Consider the following 18,534-nt stretch of genomic DNA (forward strand, 5'->3'; position numbering starts at 1 on the left):
TTCAGTGCGCCCGTCTGGTCCGAGCCGTTGCCGCTCAGTGCACCGACCCGGGCCTGGCTGGCCACCCACCCCGAAATAACCCTCTGCTATCCGGCCATCGATTACCCTCCCTATCTGGTGAAAGGGGGTGGTTTGGCGCGGGATCTCATCAAGCAGCTGACCGACTCGCTGGAAACGCGTGTCACCTACCGCTCTTACCCGACCTGGCAGGCGACACAAGCGGCTTATCGGGAGGGCGCCTGCGATCTGTTGCCCATCATGGCGCCGACCGGTATCGAGACCCGGCCCGCAGAGCAGAGCCTGCCCCTCTTCACGGTGCGTTCGGCGCTGCTCTACAAGGCTGGCGCCAAGCAGGGGAGCGCCATGGTGCCTGCCGCCTGGCTCAGCCCAGAGGCCATGGACGAGCTGCTGCCCGAGATCGCGCTGCAACCTGCGCCGCCCGGCTCTTCCCCCTATCGGTTGCTGCAAGAGGGGAAGGCGCAGGCCTACTTCGGGGACTACCTCTCCCTGCGCGATACCCTGCGCCAGCACCCCGACCTCGATGCCAGGTTGCGCACCCTGGATGACGGGGCCTTGCTGATGTCCATGCGCCTGCTGATGAGAGACGAGCCCAACCTCCGTGAGGCGGTGGAGACCGCCATTCGTTACCTGCCTCCCACCCGGGTGTATCGGGTGGCGGAGGAGTATGTCCCGCACGCCTCGCAGGCGATCAATCCGCCCGAATGGAGTGACGAGACGCTCTCCTGGTTGGCGCGAACCCGCGATATTCGGGTGGTGATTAACCCGGGGCTCAGCCCTTTTTCGGGGATGGGGAGCAGTGGTGAGCCGGTAGGGTGGGCGGTCGACGTGTTGAAGTCGCTGCTCAGACCGCACGGAATTGGCATTGACTGGATCCCGGTGGCAAGCCGGGAAGAGGCGCTGCGCCGGATGGAGGCGGGGCAGGCAGACCTGATCCTGGGCTTGCCCGAGTCGCCCGGGCTGGCGCGCGCGATGCGCTTTACCCGCATCATGGTGCGTAGCCACTGGGCCGTCGTCACGCCGGGAGCCCAGGTCGCCGCCCTTTCGCAACTGGCCGGCAAGCGGGTCTTGGTACCCGAGAGTCTGTGGGACAGCGAATTGCTCACCACGCTCGCCCCGGCGCACTGGCAGCGGGTCGAGAGCCTCGATGAAGGGGCGCGGCGCCTGCGGTTGGGTGAGGGGGATGCGCTGCTGGCCGATCTCTATCAGCTGCAATACCCCTTGCGACTCAACCGTCTGCATGATCTCAGGATCAACGATCTGGTGGCCGAGCGTTGGGGCCTTGCGTTTGCCGTCTCGCCCCACTCTCCCCATCTGGCCACCTTGCTGGATCAGGGGGTGATGCGGATCACCCCGTCTCAGCAAGATGAGTTGCGCCAGCGTTGGTTGAGACTGTCGGTGACCCAGGTTGAGGGGGTCAGCTATGGACTCTGGATTGGTTCCTCCCTGCTGCTGCTGCTCATCGGTGGGGGCGTCTCTCTGCTTATCTGGCGCTCGAGGCGCCACATGGCCCTTGAAGTCGAGCGCCGGCGCGAGGTGGAGAAGGGTCTGTCGGAGGCCAGAGAGCGGGCGGAGGCGGCGGTCGAGGCCAAGGGGCGTTTCCTGGCGTCCATCAGCCACGAGATTCGCACCCCCATGAACGCCATCATCGGCCTGCTGGAGTGGCTCTCCGGCACACCGCTCTCGGCAGAGCAGGGGCGGGCACTGGAAGGGGTGCGCCAGGCGAGCGACGAGCTGCTGGGGCTGCTCAACGACATCCTCGACTTCTCCCGTAACGAGAGCACCCAGCTGGCTCTGACCCCTCAGCGGGTGGATCTGGCCCTCCTGTGCGAGCAGGTGTCGGCCATCCACTGGCCGAAGGCCAGAGACAAGGGGATTGCCCTGAGCCTGTCGGTCGATCCGACCCTGCCGGGGACCCTGTGGCTCGATCCTCACCGCTTCGCCCAGATAGTCCACAACCTGCTCTCCAATGCCATCAAGTTCACTCCCCATGGGCGGGTGACGGTACGCGTCGATAGCCGTGAGGAGACCCTCTGTCTGTCGGTCGAGGATGAAGGGCCAGGCATCGAAGAGGGGCTCAGGACCCGTCTCTTCCAACCGTTTGAACAGGGGGAAGAGGCCAGGCGCCAGGGGCAGGGGACCGGGCTTGGGCTCGCCATCTGCCGGCAGCTGGTACAGCAGATGGGGGGCGAGATAGGGGTTGAGGCGTGCCAACCGGGCAGCCGCTTCTGGTGCCGCCTGCCACTGCAAGCCTCGCCCCGGTCGCTGCCCCGGGTGCCCGTCGTCACCGGGGTCAGCCTGTTGATGCCCGCCGATGAAGCCACGCGCTGGCGACCCTGGTTGACGCAACTGGGGATCGCCGAGCAAGGCGAGCCGCTGGCCCAGGAGCGCGATGAGCTGGGCCTGCCGTACTGGTGGTGGCGAGGCCAGCGTCTGCTGCCTGGTGCCATCTTGACGGCCGTGACCACGGCGCCTCAAGGGGAGGTGAGCCAGCCGAGCCAGACTGGCTCCGGGCTCAGGGTGCTGCTGGTTGAGGATCATCCCCTCAACCGTCGGGTGCTGGCGATGCAACTGGGGCAGTTGGGCGCTCAGGTTGTCGAGGCGGCCGACGGCGCCGAGGCCCTGCAACACCTGGAGCAAGGAGCAGGGGTCGATCTGGTGCTGACCGATCTGCAGATGCCCGTGGTTGACGGGGCCGAGCTGTGTGAACGGGTCAAGGGGGAGCCACGCTGGCAGGGGCTCCCCGTCTATGTGATCACCGCCGATCTGAGCGTGCAGGCGGCCGAGCGGCTCAGTGCCTGCGGCTGTGATGGCCACCTGGACAAGCCGGTGCGCCGTCAGGAGCTGGCGAACCTGCTGCAAGGTTGCCGTCCCAGGGGCGATGATCGCACTTTGCAAAAGCTGCTCGGCGAGGAGCTGATCGCGCTCTACGAAACCAGCAGCCGACAGGATCTTACGCTGCTGTTGCAGCTGTGGCGTGAAGGGGATAACAAAGGATGGGCCGCCCAATTGCACCGGCTGAAAGGTTCGGCAAAAATGGTGGGGGCCGTCGAACTGGTCAGACTGGCTGATCAGTGGCAGCAGGATCCCGACTGGGATGGTGGCGCCGCCTTCGGCGCGGCGCTGGAGAGGGCGATATGCAGTTTGCGGGCAGGTGGCGACCATGATCAACATCATCACGGATGAAGAGCTGACGGCGCTGCTGGGCGGCGCTCAGGGTGAGTCGGCGGGATTTCAACCCGTCACCCTCTATGCCCTCGATGATCGCAGCTACCGCGCAGCGCTGGCGAGCCGACTTCCTGCCGACATCGCCCTGCTGCGTACCGAGCCCTCGAACGATTGGCAATGGGGAAGCTGGTTTGGCAAGAGCCAGTTCCTGCTCTTTAGCCCCGAGCTCCATCTGGGCCGTGTCTATTGGGACGCCCTCAATGAGAATGAGGGGATCCTCAGCCTCGATACCCACTGGATGCCCCGACTCGAACACGCCCTGCTCGCCTGGCGGGAGTGGCTCGGGCGTCAGCGGGTGCTTATCCTGGAGGATCAACCCTTTCAGGGGGCTCAGATGGCCGAGCAGATCCGGGCGCTGGGTCCCAAGGTGACGCTGGTACGGGATGAGCGGGAGTTGTCTGCCGCGCTGGAGGCCGAGCCGGTGGACTGGGTCGTCAGCGATCTGGCCCTGGCGCACGATGATGCCATCCGGGTGCTGGGACGCCAGATCCGGGTCGCGGCGCCGGTGATCCTGCTGTCAGGGCACGATCAAGCTCTGGTCGACGGGGCGGCCCAGCTGTTATCGCTGCGTGGCGTCGAGGTCGTGGGCGCCTTCACCAAGCCTCTCGAGATGCATCGTCTGCTCCCCTTGCTGCTGCGTGGTTACGAAGGGGCCCCTGCACCCCACCTGAGACCATCCCAGTCACGCCGGGTACGAACCTGGGGGGGTGAGGTGATCGGGGTGTTGGGGCGACCGGACGCCTCTGTGCCGGCGCCCCTGTCGCGCTGGTTGCTGCTGGCCTCTCTCGACAAGGAGTGGTCGGCGCTGCGTCAGCAGGCCGAGGGTGAGGGGGGCCGCTGGACACTGGTTATCCGGCCTCAGGATGAGTTGCTTGCCCGACCCGAGCGGTTCTCGCTCGCCCTGCAGGCTCGCCTGGCGGGCGCCTCGCTGGCCCTCTTCGTCGATAGTCGGGAGACCCTCTCCTTCGAGCTGCTCGAGCGGCTTCCCCTCGATGCCATCCTGGTAGGCGCGCACCTGTTGCCCCTGATAGAGCAAGGCGGGCTTATCGAGCACTTTATTGAGCGCGCCCGAGCCAAGGGGTGCCAGCTCTATCTTGATGACCCCTACGGCTTGCTCGATGACGATATGTGGCAGGGACGCGGTTTTCAGGGGCGCTGGTAAGTGGGCATCGATTACCGCTGCAAAGGGACCGATCTTGCCCTGTTACACCGCCTGCTCGATCAAGGCCCCTGGCCCCGTTGCCGTCGCGATCTGCCCCTGTGGTTGACCCTGGGAGAGGAGCGGGTTTTGCTGCGCGAGGTGTTGCACAGCGACAAGGGGCGTTTGGTGCAAGCCTTTCATGACTTGAGCGAGCGCAGCGTCTATCTGAGGTTTATGCGCGCCAAGCAGCCGCCGAGCCAGGAGCAGGTGGCCTGGTTCACCGACTATCCGCGCGATACCCAGTTGTCGCTGCTGCTGTGTGACGAGCGGGGCTACCCGGTGGCACAGGCCCAGTCGATCCGGCGCCGTCGTCACCCCCTGCGGGCCGAGTTTTCCTGTGTGGTGGCCGATCATTTCCAGCGCCGCGGTGCGGCCCGCCACATCCTGCTGGCCCTCGCCCTGCTCGCCAGGGGGGAGGGGGTTCGGGAGTGGATGGCCGAGATCCTGGCGGAGAATCGTCCCATGATCGCCCTGGTGCAGCGCCTCGGATTGCCGGTGTCACTGGTGACCGGGCGGGCCATGGTGTTCGTGCGCCTCGATCTGACCGCCCTCGATCCCTGGCTTATCCATCAGACCAAGGGCGAATAGGCGGACGTGGGCGAGCATGCTAGGGTCAAGGAAAAAGGAGTAAGGCTATGGAACGACACTACCAGCACATCGTGATCCTCACCGGCGCAGGCATTTCGGCCGAATCGGGGATCAAGACCTTTCGTGCCAGTGATGGCCTGTGGGAGGAGCACAGTGTCGAAGACGTGGCGACCCCGGAAGGGTATGCCCGGGATCCGGCCCTGGTGCAGCGCTTCTACAATGCGCGTCGGGCCCAGCTGCAGCAGCCCAGCATTCATCCCAATCCCGCCCACTATGCCCTGGCTCGCCTCGAGCGCCTCTTTCCAGGCACTGTGACCCTGGTGACCCAGAATATCGACAACCTGCACGAGAGTGCCGGCAGCAAGAACCTCATCCATATGCACGGCGAGCTGCTCAAGGCGCGCTGCCCCCAGTCGGGGCAGACTATCGAGTGGAAGGGGCCGATCACCGAGAGCGATCTCTGCTCCTGCTGCCAGTTTCCACACCCGCTGCGCCCTCATGTGGTCTGGTTTGGCGAGATGCCGATCGGGCTTGATCGCATCTATTCGGCCCTGGCGCGCTGCGATCTCTTTATCTCCATCGGGACCTCGGGCGCGGTTTATCCGGCCGCCGGCTTCGTCCATGAAGCGAGCCTGAGCGGAGCCCACTCGGTGGAGCTCAATCTCGAGCCGAGCGAGGTCGACAGCCAGTTTGACGAGAAGCACTATGGCCTCGCCACCCATCTGGTCCCCGCCTTTGTGGATGGGTTGCTGGTGGCGCACGGGGTGCAGTCCGAGCCGCTTAAACCCGAATACGACTGGATGGCCATCCACCACCGCTGATCGTGGTGGCTGGGGTTTGCCGCTGCCGTCATTCCCTCCCACACTGTAGGGGATAGGGCGTGTCGTGGAGGTCCCCATGCAAGTGTGTCGTCTGCTGTTGTCGGGTTGGCTGCTCCTGGCGTCCTGCTGGGTCTGGGGTGACGAGGTGCTGCTGCGCCTGGTGCACGGCAACGGCGAGGTGATAAGAAGCTTCACCCGCAGCGAGCTCGCCGCGCTGCCCCAGCACAGTTTTTCCACCATCACCGCCTGGACCCAGGGCAGCAACCGCTACCGGGGGCCGGCCCTGGCCCGGGTGCTCGAAGGCACGGGTGCGCATCGGGTGCAGCTGGTGGCCCTCAACGGCTACCGCCACGAGCTCACCATCGCCCCGTTCGAGCAGTTTCCCGCTATCCTGGCCATGAGCGAGAACGATACCCCATTGACCCGGCGCAACAAGGGGCCGCTCTGGCTGCTGCTCCCCTTTAGCGATCTACCCGCCCTCAAGACGCCGGAGAACGAGGCGGCCATGGTGTGGCAGCTCATCACCATCGAGGTGACGGAGTGAGGCGCCAGCTCTACAACTTGCTACTGTGCCTCACCGTGCTGCTGTTTCTGGTTTCCTCCGCCCTGACCCTCTACCTCGAGCAAAAACACGAGCGGGTGGTGGATTACCTCTATCGCACCACCTACTGGAACATGATCCAGCTGCTGCTCGAGTCTCAGCGCTTCTACGACGATCTGCGCCTCTATCGTAGTGGCGGCCTCGATCTGGCGACCCTGGGGCTGCAGTACGATCTGCTGTGGAACCGCATCGATATCTTTCTGGTGAGCGAGGAGACCGCCGAGCTGCGCACCAAGGAGGGGCTGGCGGAGGTGGTGAGATCGCTCTTTGCCAACCTCAAGCGCCTCGAGCGCGGCATGGATACGGGTCAGCTGCCCGAGCCGGCCCTGCTTGGCGATCTCGTCGAGCGCATCGGCGTCGACGTCAGGCGCATCGAAGCGGTTCAGGTGCGGGTGCTGACCGGGGATGAGTACAAGGCCTCGGTGCAGCAGATCCGGCGCGACCTCCTGTGGCTACAACTCTGCCAGCAGGTGCTGGTGCTGGCCGGGGTGGGGCTGATGCTGGCGCTGATCCGCGCCAACTGGCAAAACCGCCGTCTCGCCCTGATGGATACACTGACGCGGCTCGGCAACCGCCGTGCCCTCTATGAGGCGCTCGGGCCTGGGTGGCGGCGCAGCGATGTGGGGGCTCTGGTCATTCTCGATCTCAAGCGTTTCAAGCAGGTCAACGATCAGCTCGGTTATCAGGTGGGGGACAGACTGCTACAGACGGTGGCGCGCCGGCTTGCCGCCTGGCCTCACGGCAGTGCCTTTCGGCTCGGGGGGGATGAGTTCGCCGTCATAGTGCAGCGCGGCGGCAACGGTGAGGAGGTGGCCCAGTGGGCCGAGAGCATCTCCCAGGTGATCGGTGGCGAGTTTCTCACCCGCGAGCATCGGATCACCCCGCGCTGTCGGCTTGGCATCGCCCTGGCCCAGACGGGGGACGACGGCGCCAGCCTGCTCGATCACGCCATCCTGGCGCTGGATCAGGCCAAGCGAGGCGACATGGGGGAGGTGGTCTTCTTCCAGCGCCGGCTGGCCGAGCGTCTGTTGCAGCGCCAGCACCGCAGCCGCGCCCTGCTGGTGTGGCTCGATCAGGGGGGGCGCAGCCCCCTGGAGCCCGAGTGCGAGCCCCTGCTGGAGGAGGAGCGTCTGACGGCGCGCCTGCTGCACCTGCGCTGGATGCCGGAAGGCGAGCGCTGCGAGCCCGCCTGGCTCGACGAGGCGGGCATGCTGGAGCGGGTGGTGCTGCCGCACGTGGCTCTGCTCTGGCGCGAGTTGCCCTTGCCGCTGGTGGTGCGGCTGGCCGGGGTCACCCCCCTGTCGCACCTGCTCGACGGTTGTCATGGGGAGCAGGGGCGCCTCATCGTGGCGCTGCAGGACGTGGGGGAGTGGGATGAGCAGCTTAAAACGCGGCTGCTGGCAGCCGGGGTGAGTCTGGCCCTTGAGGAGATCGGTAGTCGCACCGCCCTGCTGATCGCCCAGGGGTGGCCGGTGCACTACTGGCTGTGCGGCTACCAGGGGCCGGGGCGGGAGGCGTTGCAGGCCCTGGCGTCCCAGCTGGGCCTGCGGGTGCTCACGAGCGGGGCGGGGCGCAGGAGCGACGGATCACCAGATCAGGCTCCAGCGTGATCAGGCGTGAGGCGCCCTGGCTGCCGTTGATGCGTGCCAGCAAGGTGGTGACCGCGAGGCGGCCGAGCTCCTCCTTGGGCTGGTTGACCGTGGTGAGCGGCGGCGAGAGGTACTCGGCGAGCTCCACGTTGTCGTAACCGACCAGGGAGAGATCCTCCGGAATGCGCAGTCCCGCCTCGGTGGCGGCGCTGATCGCCCCCATCGCCATCATGTCGTTGCAGACAAACAGGGCGGTGGGCCGCTCGGGCAGCGCCAGCAGGGTCTGCATGGCGCGATGGCCGCTGGCGCAGTCGAACGCCCCTTCGACGATCCACTCGTTGTGCAGGGGCAGCCCCGCCTCCTGTAGGGCATCGATAAAGCCGGCCAGCCGGTCAGCCCCCGGTGCCCGCGAACGGGGTCCAGTGATGCAACCAATCTTGCGATGACCCAGGGCAATCAGGTGGCGGGTCGCCAGCATGCCCCCGTGGCGAGAGTTGTCGGCGATGAGATCGCAGCCATCTCCCCCTGTGCCCCAGTCCATCTGCACCACCGGCAGCCCCTTGAGCCAGTCGAGCTGTCCCAGCACCTCCTGTTGCCCCTCGCTGCACATGATGAGCAGGCCGTCGACCCGCTTTCTCAGCATCATCTTGAGGTAGGAGAGGGCGGTCGCCGCCTCGCCCTCGGTGTTGCCGAGCATCAGGTTATAGCCCTGCTCGAAGCAGTAGCGCTCCACCCCGCGCACCACTTCGGCGAAGAAGGGGTTGCTCGAAGTGGTCACCAGCATGCCGATACTGTGGGTCTCTTTGACCTTGAGGCTGCGCGCCACCAGGCTCGGCGCGTAGTTGAGCTCAAGCATGGCGGCGAACACCCGCGCGCGGGTCTCCTCGGCGACGAAGCGGGTCTCGTTGATAACGTGGGATACGGTGGTGGTCGAGACCCCCGCCCGCAGCGCCACGTCCCGGATGTTGGCCATCAGCCATGCTCCTTGAGGAAAACGCGCACCTCGGCCAGGGTCGGGATCGAGCTCTGGGCCCCGAAGCGGGTGACCGAGATGGCCGCCGCCGCGTGGGCAAAGCGAATGGCTTCAGCCATGGAGGCGCCACGCAGCCGCTCGGCCAGCAGGGCCCCGTTAAAGGTGTCGCCGGCCGCCGTGGTGTCGGTGGCGGTGACGCGAAAACCGGGGATGAGGGCCGCTTGCCCCTGCTCGCTCCAGTAGACCCCCTGGGCGCCCAGGGTAATCATCACGCTGCCGATCCCCATCGCATGGAAGCGCTCGGCCGCCGCGCGGGCGCTCGCCTCGTCGGTGACCGCCACGCCGGTCAGGAGCTCGGCCTCGGTCTGGTTCGGGGTGATGAGATCCACCTGGGCGAGCAGCGATGCAGGCAGGGGCTGGGCCGGCGCTGGGTTGAGCACCACCCGGGTGCCGCCCTGATGGGCGAGCGTGGCGGCGCGCAGTACGCTCTCGAGGGGAACCTCGAGCTGCAGCAGCAGGGTGTCGGCGTCCTGGATCAGTGCGGCGTGGCGCTCGACCACTTCGGGTGTCAAGGCGCCGTTGGCTTCGGCCGAGAGGCCTATGCTGTTTTCCCCCTCATCGCTCACGTAGATGATGGCAATGCCGGTGGGCAGGCTTGGATCGCACTCGACCGCGCTCACCTCGATGCCGTCGGCGGCGAAGCCGTCACGCATCTGGCGGCCGATGGCATCATCGCCGATGCGGGCGATAAAGCCGATGTCGGCACCCAGGCGCGCGGCGGCCACCGCCTGGTTAGCCCCCTTGCCGCCGGGCAGCACCTGGTAACTGTGGCCGCGCAGGGTCTCGCCGGGACGGGGGAAGTGGGGGACGCGCAGGACATGATCGGCATTGACGCTGCCGAGGACGACGAGTTGCTTCATAGATAATCCTGTTTCGATACGGCTTGGGGTGAGGTCGCGTAGCGGCCGCACGCCAGGCAGCACCATGCGGGGGCCTGGGCCCCCGCAGCGGAGTTTACTTGGTGACGACTTGCAGCGGTACCGGAATGGCACTTTCCACTTCCTGGCCCTTGAGCACCTTGTCGGCGGTGTCGACCCCGATGGCACCGATCAGTGCCGGCTGCTGGGCCACGGTGGCGGCCAGCTTGCCCTTGGCAACGGCGGCCTTGCCGTCGTCAGTGCCGTCGAAGCCGACGATCATCACCTCCTTGCCGGCGGCCTGCACGGCGCGGATGGCGCCCAGTGCCATCTCGTCGTTCTGGGCGAACACGGCCTGCACCTCGGGCTGGGCGGCCAGCAGGTTCTCCATGACGTTGAGCCCCTTGGTGCGGTCAAAGTCGGCTGGCTGGGAGGCGAGCACCTTGAAGTCGTTGGCCTTGACCGCCAGGGCGAAGCCTTCGCCACGGTCGCGGGCGGCGGAGGTGCCGGCAATCCCTTCGAGCTGGATCACCTTGGCGCCCTTGCCAAGCTTCTCGGCGATGAAGTCTCCGGCCATCTTGCCGCCGGCCACGTTGTCGGAGGCGATGTGGGCCTTGACCTTGCCCTGGGCGGCGCCGCGGTCGAGGGTCAGCACCGGGATGTCGGCGCGGTTGGCCAGCACGATGGCGTTGCCGACGGCGGCGGAGTCGGTCGGGTTGATCAGGATGGCGCTCACCTTGCGCACGGTGAGATCTTCCACGTTGGCCAGCTCCTTGGCCGGGTCATTCTGGGAGTCCAGCACGATCATCTGGTAGCCCAGCTCCTTGGCCTTGGCCTCGGCCCCCTCCTTCATGGTGACGAAGAAGGGGTTGTTCAGGGTCGAGACCACCAGAGCCAGGGTCTGATCGGCAGCGTGGGCGGTGCCCATGACAGACAGAACGGCGGCGGCGAGCAGGGTATTGAGCTTTTTCATCGTTTCATTCCTTGTGTGTGTCATCACTTGCTTTTGTTATCGATCATCACGGCGAGCAGGATCACGCTGGCCTTGGCAATCATCTGGTAATAGGAGGAGACGTCGAGCAGGTTCAGGGCGTTGTTGAGGAAGCCGATGATGAGGGCCCCGATGAGGGTCCCCATGATGCGGCCCTTGCCCCCCATCAGGCTGGTGCCACCGAGCACCACGGCGGCGATGGCGTCGAGCTCGTAGCCCATGCCGGCGGTCGGTTGGGCCGACGACAGGCGAGAGGTGACGATCAGCCCCGCCAGGGCGGAGAAGACGCCGCACAGACTGTACACGGCGAGCTTGACCCGCGCCACGTTGATGCCGGAGAGGGCGGTGGCGGACTCATTGCCCCCCAGGGCGTAGATGTAGCGCCCCAGGCGGGTGTGGTTGAGCAGGTACCAGGCAAACAGGAAGGTGAGCGCCATCAGCCAGATGGGCACCGGAATGCCGAGAAGATATCCCGTTCCGAGCCAGGCAAACTGGTCGGCCACGTCGCTAAAACCGGTGGAGATGGGGCGCCCCTCGGTGTAGACCATGGTCACGCCGCGCAGGGCGGTCATGGTGACCAGGGTGGCGATGAAGGCCTGCACCTTGCCCTTGGCTATGATGGCGCCGCTCAGGCCCCCCAGGGCGCCCCCGGCCAGCAGGGCGGCGGGCACGGCGACATAGATGGGCAGCTCCATGCCGATCATGCTGGCGGCAAAGGCACCGCACAGGGCCAGCACGGCGCCGACAGAGAGATCGATGCCGGCGGTGAGGATCACCAGTGTCATGCCCACGGCGATGATGGCGTTGACTGACGTCTGGCGCAGGATGTTGAGCAGGTTGTCGACCGTGAAAAACTGGTTGTTGAGCAGCGACACCACGGCGATCAGCACCAACAGGGCGACCAGGGATTTGTTGTCAATCCACCAGCGTTTGCTCAGAAAGCCCGTCCGGGCTGCAATTTGGGATGTCATGCCGGCACCTCTTGCCATTGTTTTCCTACTGCGGCGGCCATCAGGCGTTCCTGGTTGGCCTCTTGTCGATTCATCTCGGCGCTGACGCGCCCTTCGTGCATTACCAGAATGCGGTCACTCATGCCGAGCACCTCCGGCATTTCGGAGGAGACGATGATGACGCTCATCCCTTCTTTCTTGAACTCGTTGATGAGCTGGTAGATCTCCTTCTTGGCCCCCACGTCCACCCCGCGGGTCGGCTCGTCGAGGATCAGCACCCGTGGGCGGGTGAGCAGCCCCTTGGCGATGGCCACCTTCTGCTGATTACCCCCCGAGAGCAGGCGGATTGGCTGCTCGGCGCCCGGGGTCTTGATGTTGAACAGGCATATGTAGTCGCTGACCGCCTGGCGTTCGGCGTTGCCGTCGATGTGGATGCCACGCACGAACTCGCCCAGGGCACACAGGGTCATGTTCTCGCGCACCGACATGGGCAACACCAGGCCGTCACCCTTGCGATCTTCCGAGATGTAGGCGATACCGGCGGCCAGGGCATCGGCCGGGGAGCGCGGGATGAGCGGCTCGCCGCCGAGGGCCATGCTGCCGGCACTGGGGCGCGCCGCACCGTAGATGAGTTTCATCAGCTCGGTGCGCCCGGAGCCCATCAGGCCGCTAAAGCCCAGGATCTCCCCCTCGTGCAGGGTGAAACTCACGCCGCGCACGCCGGGGCCGCTTAAATTCGAGACCTGCAGGCAGACCGGACCCGGCTCGCGTGCCAGGCGCGGGTACTGCTCGTCGAGGCGGCGACCCACCATCATCTCGATCAGGCGATCCTCGTCGAGTTCGCTCACCGGGCACTCGCCAATCCACTTGCCGTCGCGCAGCACGGTGACGTCGTCGCAGATCTGGAAGATCTCCTTGAGCCGGTGGGAGATGTAGACGATGCCGCAGCCCTGGGCACGCAGCTCGCGAATGACGGTGAACAGCTGCTCGGTCTCGGTGTCGGTCAGGGCGTCGGTCGGCTCGTCCATGATGATGACGCTGGCGTCAAAGGAGAGGGCCTTGGCGATCTCCACCATCTGTTGCTCACCGATGGAGAGGTCCCCCAGCCGGGTATCCGGGCCGTGCCTGACGCCGAGGCGCGTCAGCAGGGCGGCGGCGCGCTGGCGCAGCTGCGCGTGATCGATGCTGCCAAAACGGGTACGCGGCTCGCGCCCGAGGAAGATGTTGGCGGCAATGGAGAGCTCGGGCAGCAGGTTGAGCTCCTGGTGGATGATGCTGATCCCCTGATCCTGGGACTCGCGCGGTCCGCGAAACGCCACTGGCGCCCCGCGATAGGTGAGGGTGCCGCTGTCGGCCTGATAGATACCGGTCAGTACCTTCATCAGGGTCGACTTGCCGGCTCCGTTCTCGCCGAGCAGGGCCATGACCCGGCCTGGATAGACGCGCAGGCCCGCCTCGTCGAGGGCACGCACGCCCGGGAAGGTCTTGACGATCCCGGTGAGCTCGAGCAGGGGAATGGAAATCGGGTTCATGCTCGCTCCCATCAGAAGGCAACGCCGGCGCAGAGAATGAGGTTGGCGTAGGGGGTGGTTTCGCCGCTGCGCACGATGGCGCGGCTGCGGCGGCTGCGGGCCTTGAAGGCCTCGTGGCTCACGTAATCGATGGTGATGGGCTTGCCTTGTTCGTCGGCGTGACGCTCGAGGCGTGCGAGCAGTTGCTGGTGGCAGGTCGGGCTCACGCTCTTGATCTCCTCGGCCAGCACCACGCGTTCGACGGTGAGTTCGAACAAGAGGGCGTCGAGGGTGGTCAACAGGGAGGGGGTGCCGGCAGTGAGGGCCAGATCGATGCGCTCGGGACCGTCCGGGATGGGGAGCCCTGCATCGCAGACCACGATTTCGTCGGTATGACCGACCCGGGCGATGAGTGCGCTCAGGGGCGCATTGAGCAACTTGCCACGTTTCATACAACACCTCTCGGCCCTGGGGCCCTGTTTTGTCTCTCAGTTACGCAACCGGTTGCGTAACCGGTTGCGTCGAAGGATAGGAGCAAGGGGGGGCAGACGCCAGTGTGGCGTTCCAGGAGTGTGAAAAGGATCTCAGAGAGGAGGGAAAAAGGGGTCAAAAGAGAAGGCGCCAACGGGGCGCCTTCGGGGTTATCGGCTCAGACGCAGCCAATGATGCAGGGCCTGGACGGTGTCGAAGTGCAGATCTGCCTGCCACAGGGCGGGATCGTCGCGCTCATCGAGATAACCCCAGCCGGCCACGGCCGTCACCATGCCGGCATTGCGGCCGGCCTCGATATCGCGCACATGATCCCCCACATAGAGGGTATGGGCGGGATCCACGCCCAGTTTGTCGCAGGCGTAGAACATGGGGGCGGGGTCGGGTTTTCGCACCGGCAGGGTGTCGGCGCTCACAGCAACCGCGCACCCCTTGAGCTCGGGCAGCTGCGCCAGCAGCGGATCGGTGAGAAAGCCGGGCTTGTTGGTCACTATGCCCCAGGGCATGTCCTGCTCCTCGAGCCAATGCACCAGCTCTATCATGCCGTCGAAGGGGCGGGTACCAAGACAGAGGTGCGCGGAGTAATAATCGAGCAGGGCGGTGCGAAGGCGGCTGGCGCCGAGCTCTTCGAGCAGCTCGTCACCGAGGCCGGCTCGCAGCAGCCCCAGCGCCCCGTGGGAGGTGGTCTGTCGGATCACCGCCTCGCTGAGCGGCGCAAAGCCCTCTTGCACCAGCACGTGGTTGACGGCGGCGCCCAGATCCGGCGCCGTGTCGAGCAGGGTGCCGTCGAGATCGAAGAGGACGGCATGCAGGGGGCTCATCGCGCCTCCGGGCGGTCAAAGGAGACCATGTAGTTGACGTCGACGTTGGCGCCGAGACGAAAGTCCCCGAGCAGGGGGCGATAGTGCACGCCGCTCATCTGGCGCACCACCAGCTCGCTGGCCTCGGCCATGCGGCACAGCTCGGCCGGGGTGATGAACTTCTTGTGATCGTGGGTGCCCTTGGGAACCATCTTCATCAGGTACTCGGCACCGACGATCATCATGAGATAAGACTTGGGGTTGCGGTTGATGGTGGAGATCACCACCCGGCCACCGGGGCGCACCAGGGTGGCGATGGCGCGTAGCACGGAAGCCGGATCGGGCACGTGCTCGAGCATCTCCATGCAGGTGACCACGTCATACTGGCCGGCGGCCTCCAGGGCGTGCGCCTCGGCGGTGATCTGTTTGTAAGTGAGCTCGACGCCCTGCTCCAGGGCGTGCAAACGGGCCACCGCCAGGGGCTCCTTGCCCATGTCGATGCCGGTCACCACGGCGCCACGGCGGGCCATGCTTTCGGCCAGGATGCCACCACCACAGCCGATATCGAGCACCTTCTTGCCAAACAGGCCGCCGCACTGGGTGTCGATCCACTCCAGGCGCACCGGATTGATCTGGTGCAGGGGCTTGAATTCGCCCTCCATGTCCCACCAGCGGGAGGCCACGGCCTCAAACTTGGCGATTTCCGACGGGTCGACGTTACCATTGGTGGCAATCTGTTCAGCGTTCATGCGCGCAGCTTCCTCATGGGCATGTTCTTTTGGTTGGCGGCATTATAACGGACACCCTCTGACAGGCCAGAACCGTTTTTGGCTTAAGGATTTACGCGCCCTGTGTTACCATGACGCGCTGTTTAAGCCAAAGAACAACTTATTAGGGATTAAGGCTTTCTATGAGCGATCTGGCCAGAGAGATCACGCCGGTCAACATTGAGGAAGAGCTCAAGAGTTCCTATCTCGATTACGCCATGAGCGTCATCGTGGGACGAGCCCTGCCGGATGTGCGTGACGGCTTGAAACCGGTTCACCGCCGTGTGCTCTTCGCAATGAACGAGCTCGGCAACGACTGGAACAAGCCCTACAAGAAATCGGCCCGTGTGGTCGGTGACGTAATCGGTAAGTACCACCCCCACGGCGACAGTGCCGTGTATGACACCATTGTCCGCATGGCGCAGGACTTCTCCATGCGCTACATGCTGGTCGACGGCCAGGGCAACTTCGGCTCGGTCGACGGCGACAGCGCCGCCGCCATGCGATACACCGAAGTGCGCATGGCGCGCATCTCCCACGAGCTGCTGGCCGATCTCGACAAAGAGACGGTCGAATGGGTGCCCAACTATGACGGCACCGAGCAGATCCCGGCCGTGTTGCCGACCAAGGTGCCGAACCTGCTGGTCAACGGCTCCTCCGGTATCGCGGTGGGCATGGCGACCAACATTCCGCCTCACAACCTCACCGAGGTGATCAACGGCTGTCTGGCCCTGATCGCGGATGGCAGCATCGGCATCGACGACCTGATGGAGTACATCCCGGGCCCCGATTTCCCCACCGGTGGCATCATCAACGGGCGCTCCGGCATCATCCAGGCTTACCGTACCGGTCGTGGCTCCATCTATGTGCGTGCCAAGGCCGAAGTGGAGGTGGACGAGAAGAGCAGTCGCGAGACCATCATCGTTCACGAGCTCCCCTATCAGGTCAACAAGGCGCGTCTCATCGAGAAGATCGCCGAGCTGGTCAAAGAGAAGAAGATCGAAGGGATCAGCGCCCTGCGTGACGAGTCCGACAAGGACGGCATGCGGGTCGTGATCGAGATCAAGCGTGGCGAGTCTGGCGAGATTGTGCTGAACAATCTCTACAAGCACACCCAGATGCAGACCACCTTCGGTATCAACATGGTGGCGCTGGACAACAACCAGCCCAAGGTGCTCAACCTCAAGGAGATGCTGGAAGCCTTCCTGCTGCATCGCCGCGAAGTGGTAACCCGCCGCACCGTGTTCGAACTGCGCAAGGCGCGTGACCGGGCCCATATCCTTGAAGGTCTGGCGGTTGCCTTGGCCAACATCGATCCCATCATCGAGCTCATCCGCCACAGCGCGACCCCGGCCGAGGCGAAAGCCGGCCTGGTGGCCAAGGGCTGGGAGCTCGGCAACGTGGCCTCCATGCTGGAGAAGGCCGGCGACGACGCCGCTCGTCCCGAGTGGCTGGAGCCCGAGTTTGGTATCCGCGACGGTCATTACTTCCTGACCGAGCAGCAGGCCCAGGCGATCCTCGATCTGCGTCTGCACAAGCTGACTGGCCTCGAGCACGAGAAGATCCTGGAAGAGTACCAGTCTCTGCTCGATCTCATCGCCGAGCTGTTGCACATCCTGGCCAGTCCGGAGCGCCTGATGGAGGTGATCCGTGACGAGCTGCTGGCCGTGCGCGAGCAGTACGGTGACGAGCGTCGCACCGAGATCAGCGCCTCCAGCGCCGAGATCAACATCGAAGATCTGATCACCCCGGAAGACGTAGTGGTGACCCTCTCTCACCAGGGTTACGTCAAGTACCAGCCCCTCTCCGATTACGAGGCTCAGCGTCGTGGCGGCAAGGGCAAGTCCGCGACCCGTATCAAGGAAGAGGACTTCGTCGAGCGTCTGCTGGTGGCCAACACCCACGACACCATCCTGTGCTTCTCTACGCGCGGCAAGGTGTACTGGCTCAAGGTCTACCAGCTGCCGGAGGCGTCCCGTGGCGCCCGCGGTCGTCCCATCATCAACCTGCTGCCGCTGGAAGAGGAAGAGCGCATCACCGCCATCCTGCCGGTCAAGGAGTACGATGCGGACAAGTACGTCTTCTTTGCCACCGCCAACGGTACCGTGAAGAAGACCAGCCTCTCCGATTTCAGTCGTCCGCTCTCCTCCGGGATCCGGGCCATCAACCTGAAGGAAGGGGATGAGCTCATCGGTGTCGACATCACCGACGGCAGCAACGAGATCATGCTCTTCTCCGACGCGGGCAAAGTTGTACGCTTCCACGAAGGCAGCGGCCGTGCCGATGACCTGGTGGAAGAGGGTGACGAGGCCGAGTCTGATGACGAGGCCGGTGAAGGCGAGAGCAAGGGCGGCAGCTTCAAGGGCGTGCGTCCCATGGGCCGTACCGCGGCCGGTGTGCGCGGCATCAAGCTGGGCGCCGGTGACAAGGTGGTCTCCCTCATCGTGCCCCGTGGCGATGGCGCCATCCTCACCGCGACCGAGAATGGCTACGGCAAGCGCACCGCGCTGGACGAGTATCCGACCAAGAGCCGTGCCACTCAGGGCGTTATCTCCATCAAGGTGGACGATCGCAACGGCAAGGTGATCGATGCTATCCAGGTCGATGAAACCGATCAGATCATGCTCATCACCAACGGTGGCACCCTGGTGCGTACCCGGGTGGCGGAAGTGAGCGTCATCGGTCGTAACACCGGCGGCGTGCGTCTGATCCGTACCGGTGAAGACGAGATCGTGGTCGGCCTGCAGCGGATCGCCGAGAGCGATGACGATGACGAGCTGGTTGCGCTGGGCGAGGACGGTGAGGGCGTGAGCCCGGCCGCCGATGGCCCGCAAGCCGACTCGGCGACCGATGATAGTGCCGAGTAAGCCCGGTAAAGAGTGCCAGACTGGCACGGTGAAAAAGAGCGCCTGATGGCGCTCTTTTTTTATGCCGTCATGGGGCTGTCACGGCGGATCGGCACGCTGCTCGATAGCGACCGCCATGAGGAGAAGACGCGATGAGCTGCTGGATTTTCTGGGATCTGTGGTGCCTGATGTGGGGCGATGAGCCCCGTCCCGAACTGAGCCCCTATGGGGATGAGGCGTCGCG

The 18,534-nt window shown here is 65.2% G+C and carries 15 protein-coding genes; 7 read left to right on the forward strand and 8 right to left on the reverse strand.

The annotated features are described in order from the left end of the window. Window positions 1-27: 27 nt before the first annotated feature. The 6 genes from BN1121_RS14470 (at window position 28) to BN1121_RS14495 (ending at window position 8,067) form a co-directional block, all read left to right on the forward strand. Window positions 28-3,204 carry an ATP-binding protein gene (locus BN1121_RS14470; protein ID WP_005351993.1) on the forward strand — a complete coding sequence of 1,059 codons (3,177 nt, stop codon included), beginning with the start codon at window positions 28-30 and terminating at the stop codon, window positions 3,202-3,204. Beyond that, window positions 3,182-4,408, forward strand: coding sequence for a response regulator (locus tag BN1121_RS14475; RefSeq protein WP_005351997.1), 1,227 nt, complete (start codon window positions 3,182-3,184; stop codon window positions 4,406-4,408). The genes BN1121_RS14470 and BN1121_RS14475 overlap by 23 nt, the downstream gene beginning before the upstream one ends. After that, complete coding sequence (locus BN1121_RS14480) at window positions 4,409-5,035, forward strand: GNAT family N-acetyltransferase (RefSeq protein WP_005351999.1); 627 nt, start codon at window positions 4,409-4,411, stop codon at window positions 5,033-5,035. Between the two features lie 47 nt (window positions 5,036-5,082). Next, window positions 5,083-5,856 (forward strand): Sir2 family NAD+-dependent deacetylase, encoded by a 774-nt coding sequence (gene cobB / locus BN1121_RS14485; protein ID WP_005352002.1) that lies wholly within the window; start codon window positions 5,083-5,085, stop codon window positions 5,854-5,856. A gap of 76 nt (window positions 5,857-5,932) precedes the next feature. Next, window positions 5,933-6,400, forward strand: coding sequence for a putative pterin-binding protein (locus BN1121_RS14490; RefSeq protein ID WP_005352004.1), 468 nt, complete (start codon window positions 5,933-5,935; stop codon window positions 6,398-6,400). Continuing rightward, window positions 6,397-8,067: a diguanylate cyclase domain-containing protein gene (locus tag BN1121_RS14495; RefSeq protein ID WP_005352006.1), complete on the forward strand. Its 1,671-nt coding sequence runs from the start codon at window positions 6,397-6,399 to the stop codon at window positions 8,065-8,067. Before BN1121_RS14490 ends, BN1121_RS14495 begins: the two co-directional genes overlap by 4 nt. Here BN1121_RS14495 and BN1121_RS14500 read toward each other — a convergent pair. The 8 genes from BN1121_RS14500 to ubiG all read right to left on the reverse strand — a co-directional run bounded on the left by BN1121_RS14500 (window position 8,012) and on the right by ubiG (window position 15,426). Beyond that, window positions 8,012-9,019, reverse strand: a complete 1,008-nt coding sequence (locus tag BN1121_RS14500; RefSeq protein ID WP_005352008.1) for a substrate-binding domain-containing protein — start codon at window positions 9,017-9,019, stop codon at window positions 8,012-8,014. The genes BN1121_RS14495 and BN1121_RS14500 overlap by 56 nt on opposite strands. Then, window positions 9,019-9,939 (reverse strand): ribokinase, encoded by a 921-nt coding sequence (gene rbsK / locus BN1121_RS14505; RefSeq protein ID WP_005352010.1) that lies wholly within the window; start codon window positions 9,937-9,939, stop codon window positions 9,019-9,021. Before rbsK ends, BN1121_RS14500 begins: the two co-directional genes overlap by 1 nt. A gap of 94 nt (window positions 9,940-10,033) precedes the next feature. Then, window positions 10,034-10,909 carry a ribose ABC transporter substrate-binding protein RbsB gene (rbsB, locus tag BN1121_RS14510; RefSeq protein WP_005352023.1) on the reverse strand — a complete coding sequence of 292 codons (876 nt, stop codon included), beginning with the start codon at window positions 10,907-10,909 and terminating at the stop codon, window positions 10,034-10,036. Between the two features lie 23 nt (window positions 10,910-10,932). Further along, window positions 10,933-11,898, reverse strand: a complete 966-nt coding sequence (gene rbsC, locus BN1121_RS14515; RefSeq protein ID WP_005352039.1) for a ribose ABC transporter permease — start codon at window positions 11,896-11,898, stop codon at window positions 10,933-10,935. After that, on the reverse strand, window positions 11,895-13,409 hold the full coding sequence (gene rbsA / locus BN1121_RS14520; protein ID WP_005352042.1) for a ribose ABC transporter ATP-binding protein RbsA: 1,515 nt from the start codon (window positions 13,407-13,409) through the stop codon (window positions 11,895-11,897). The genes rbsC and rbsA overlap by 4 nt, the downstream gene beginning before the upstream one ends. An 11-nt stretch (window positions 13,410-13,420) precedes the next feature. Beyond that, a complete protein-coding gene (gene rbsD, locus BN1121_RS14525) occupies window positions 13,421-13,840 on the reverse strand; it encodes a D-ribose pyranase (protein WP_005352045.1) in 420 nt (139 codons plus the stop codon). 189 nt (window positions 13,841-14,029) lie between these two features. Beyond that, window positions 14,030-14,698, reverse strand: coding sequence for an HAD family hydrolase (locus BN1121_RS14530; RefSeq protein ID WP_005352048.1), 669 nt, complete (start codon window positions 14,696-14,698; stop codon window positions 14,030-14,032). Beyond that, window positions 14,695-15,426 carry a bifunctional 2-polyprenyl-6-hydroxyphenol methylase/3-demethylubiquinol 3-O-methyltransferase UbiG gene (ubiG, locus tag BN1121_RS14535; protein WP_005352052.1) on the reverse strand — a complete coding sequence of 244 codons (732 nt, stop codon included), beginning with the start codon at window positions 15,424-15,426 and terminating at the stop codon, window positions 14,695-14,697. Before ubiG ends, BN1121_RS14530 begins: the two co-directional genes overlap by 4 nt. A gap of 161 nt (window positions 15,427-15,587) precedes the next feature. Here ubiG and gyrA point away from each other — a divergent pair, with 161 nt between their 5' ends. Further along, window positions 15,588-18,311 carry a DNA topoisomerase (ATP-hydrolyzing) subunit A gene (gyrA, locus tag BN1121_RS14540; RefSeq protein WP_005352055.1) on the forward strand — a complete coding sequence of 908 codons (2,724 nt, stop codon included), beginning with the start codon at window positions 15,588-15,590 and terminating at the stop codon, window positions 18,309-18,311. Window positions 18,312-18,534 lie beyond the last annotated feature (223 nt).

It is taken from the genome of Aeromonas diversa CDC 2478-85 (genome assembly GCF_000819805.1).
GTDB lineage: Bacteria > Pseudomonadota > Gammaproteobacteria > Enterobacterales > Aeromonadaceae > Aeromonas > Aeromonas diversa.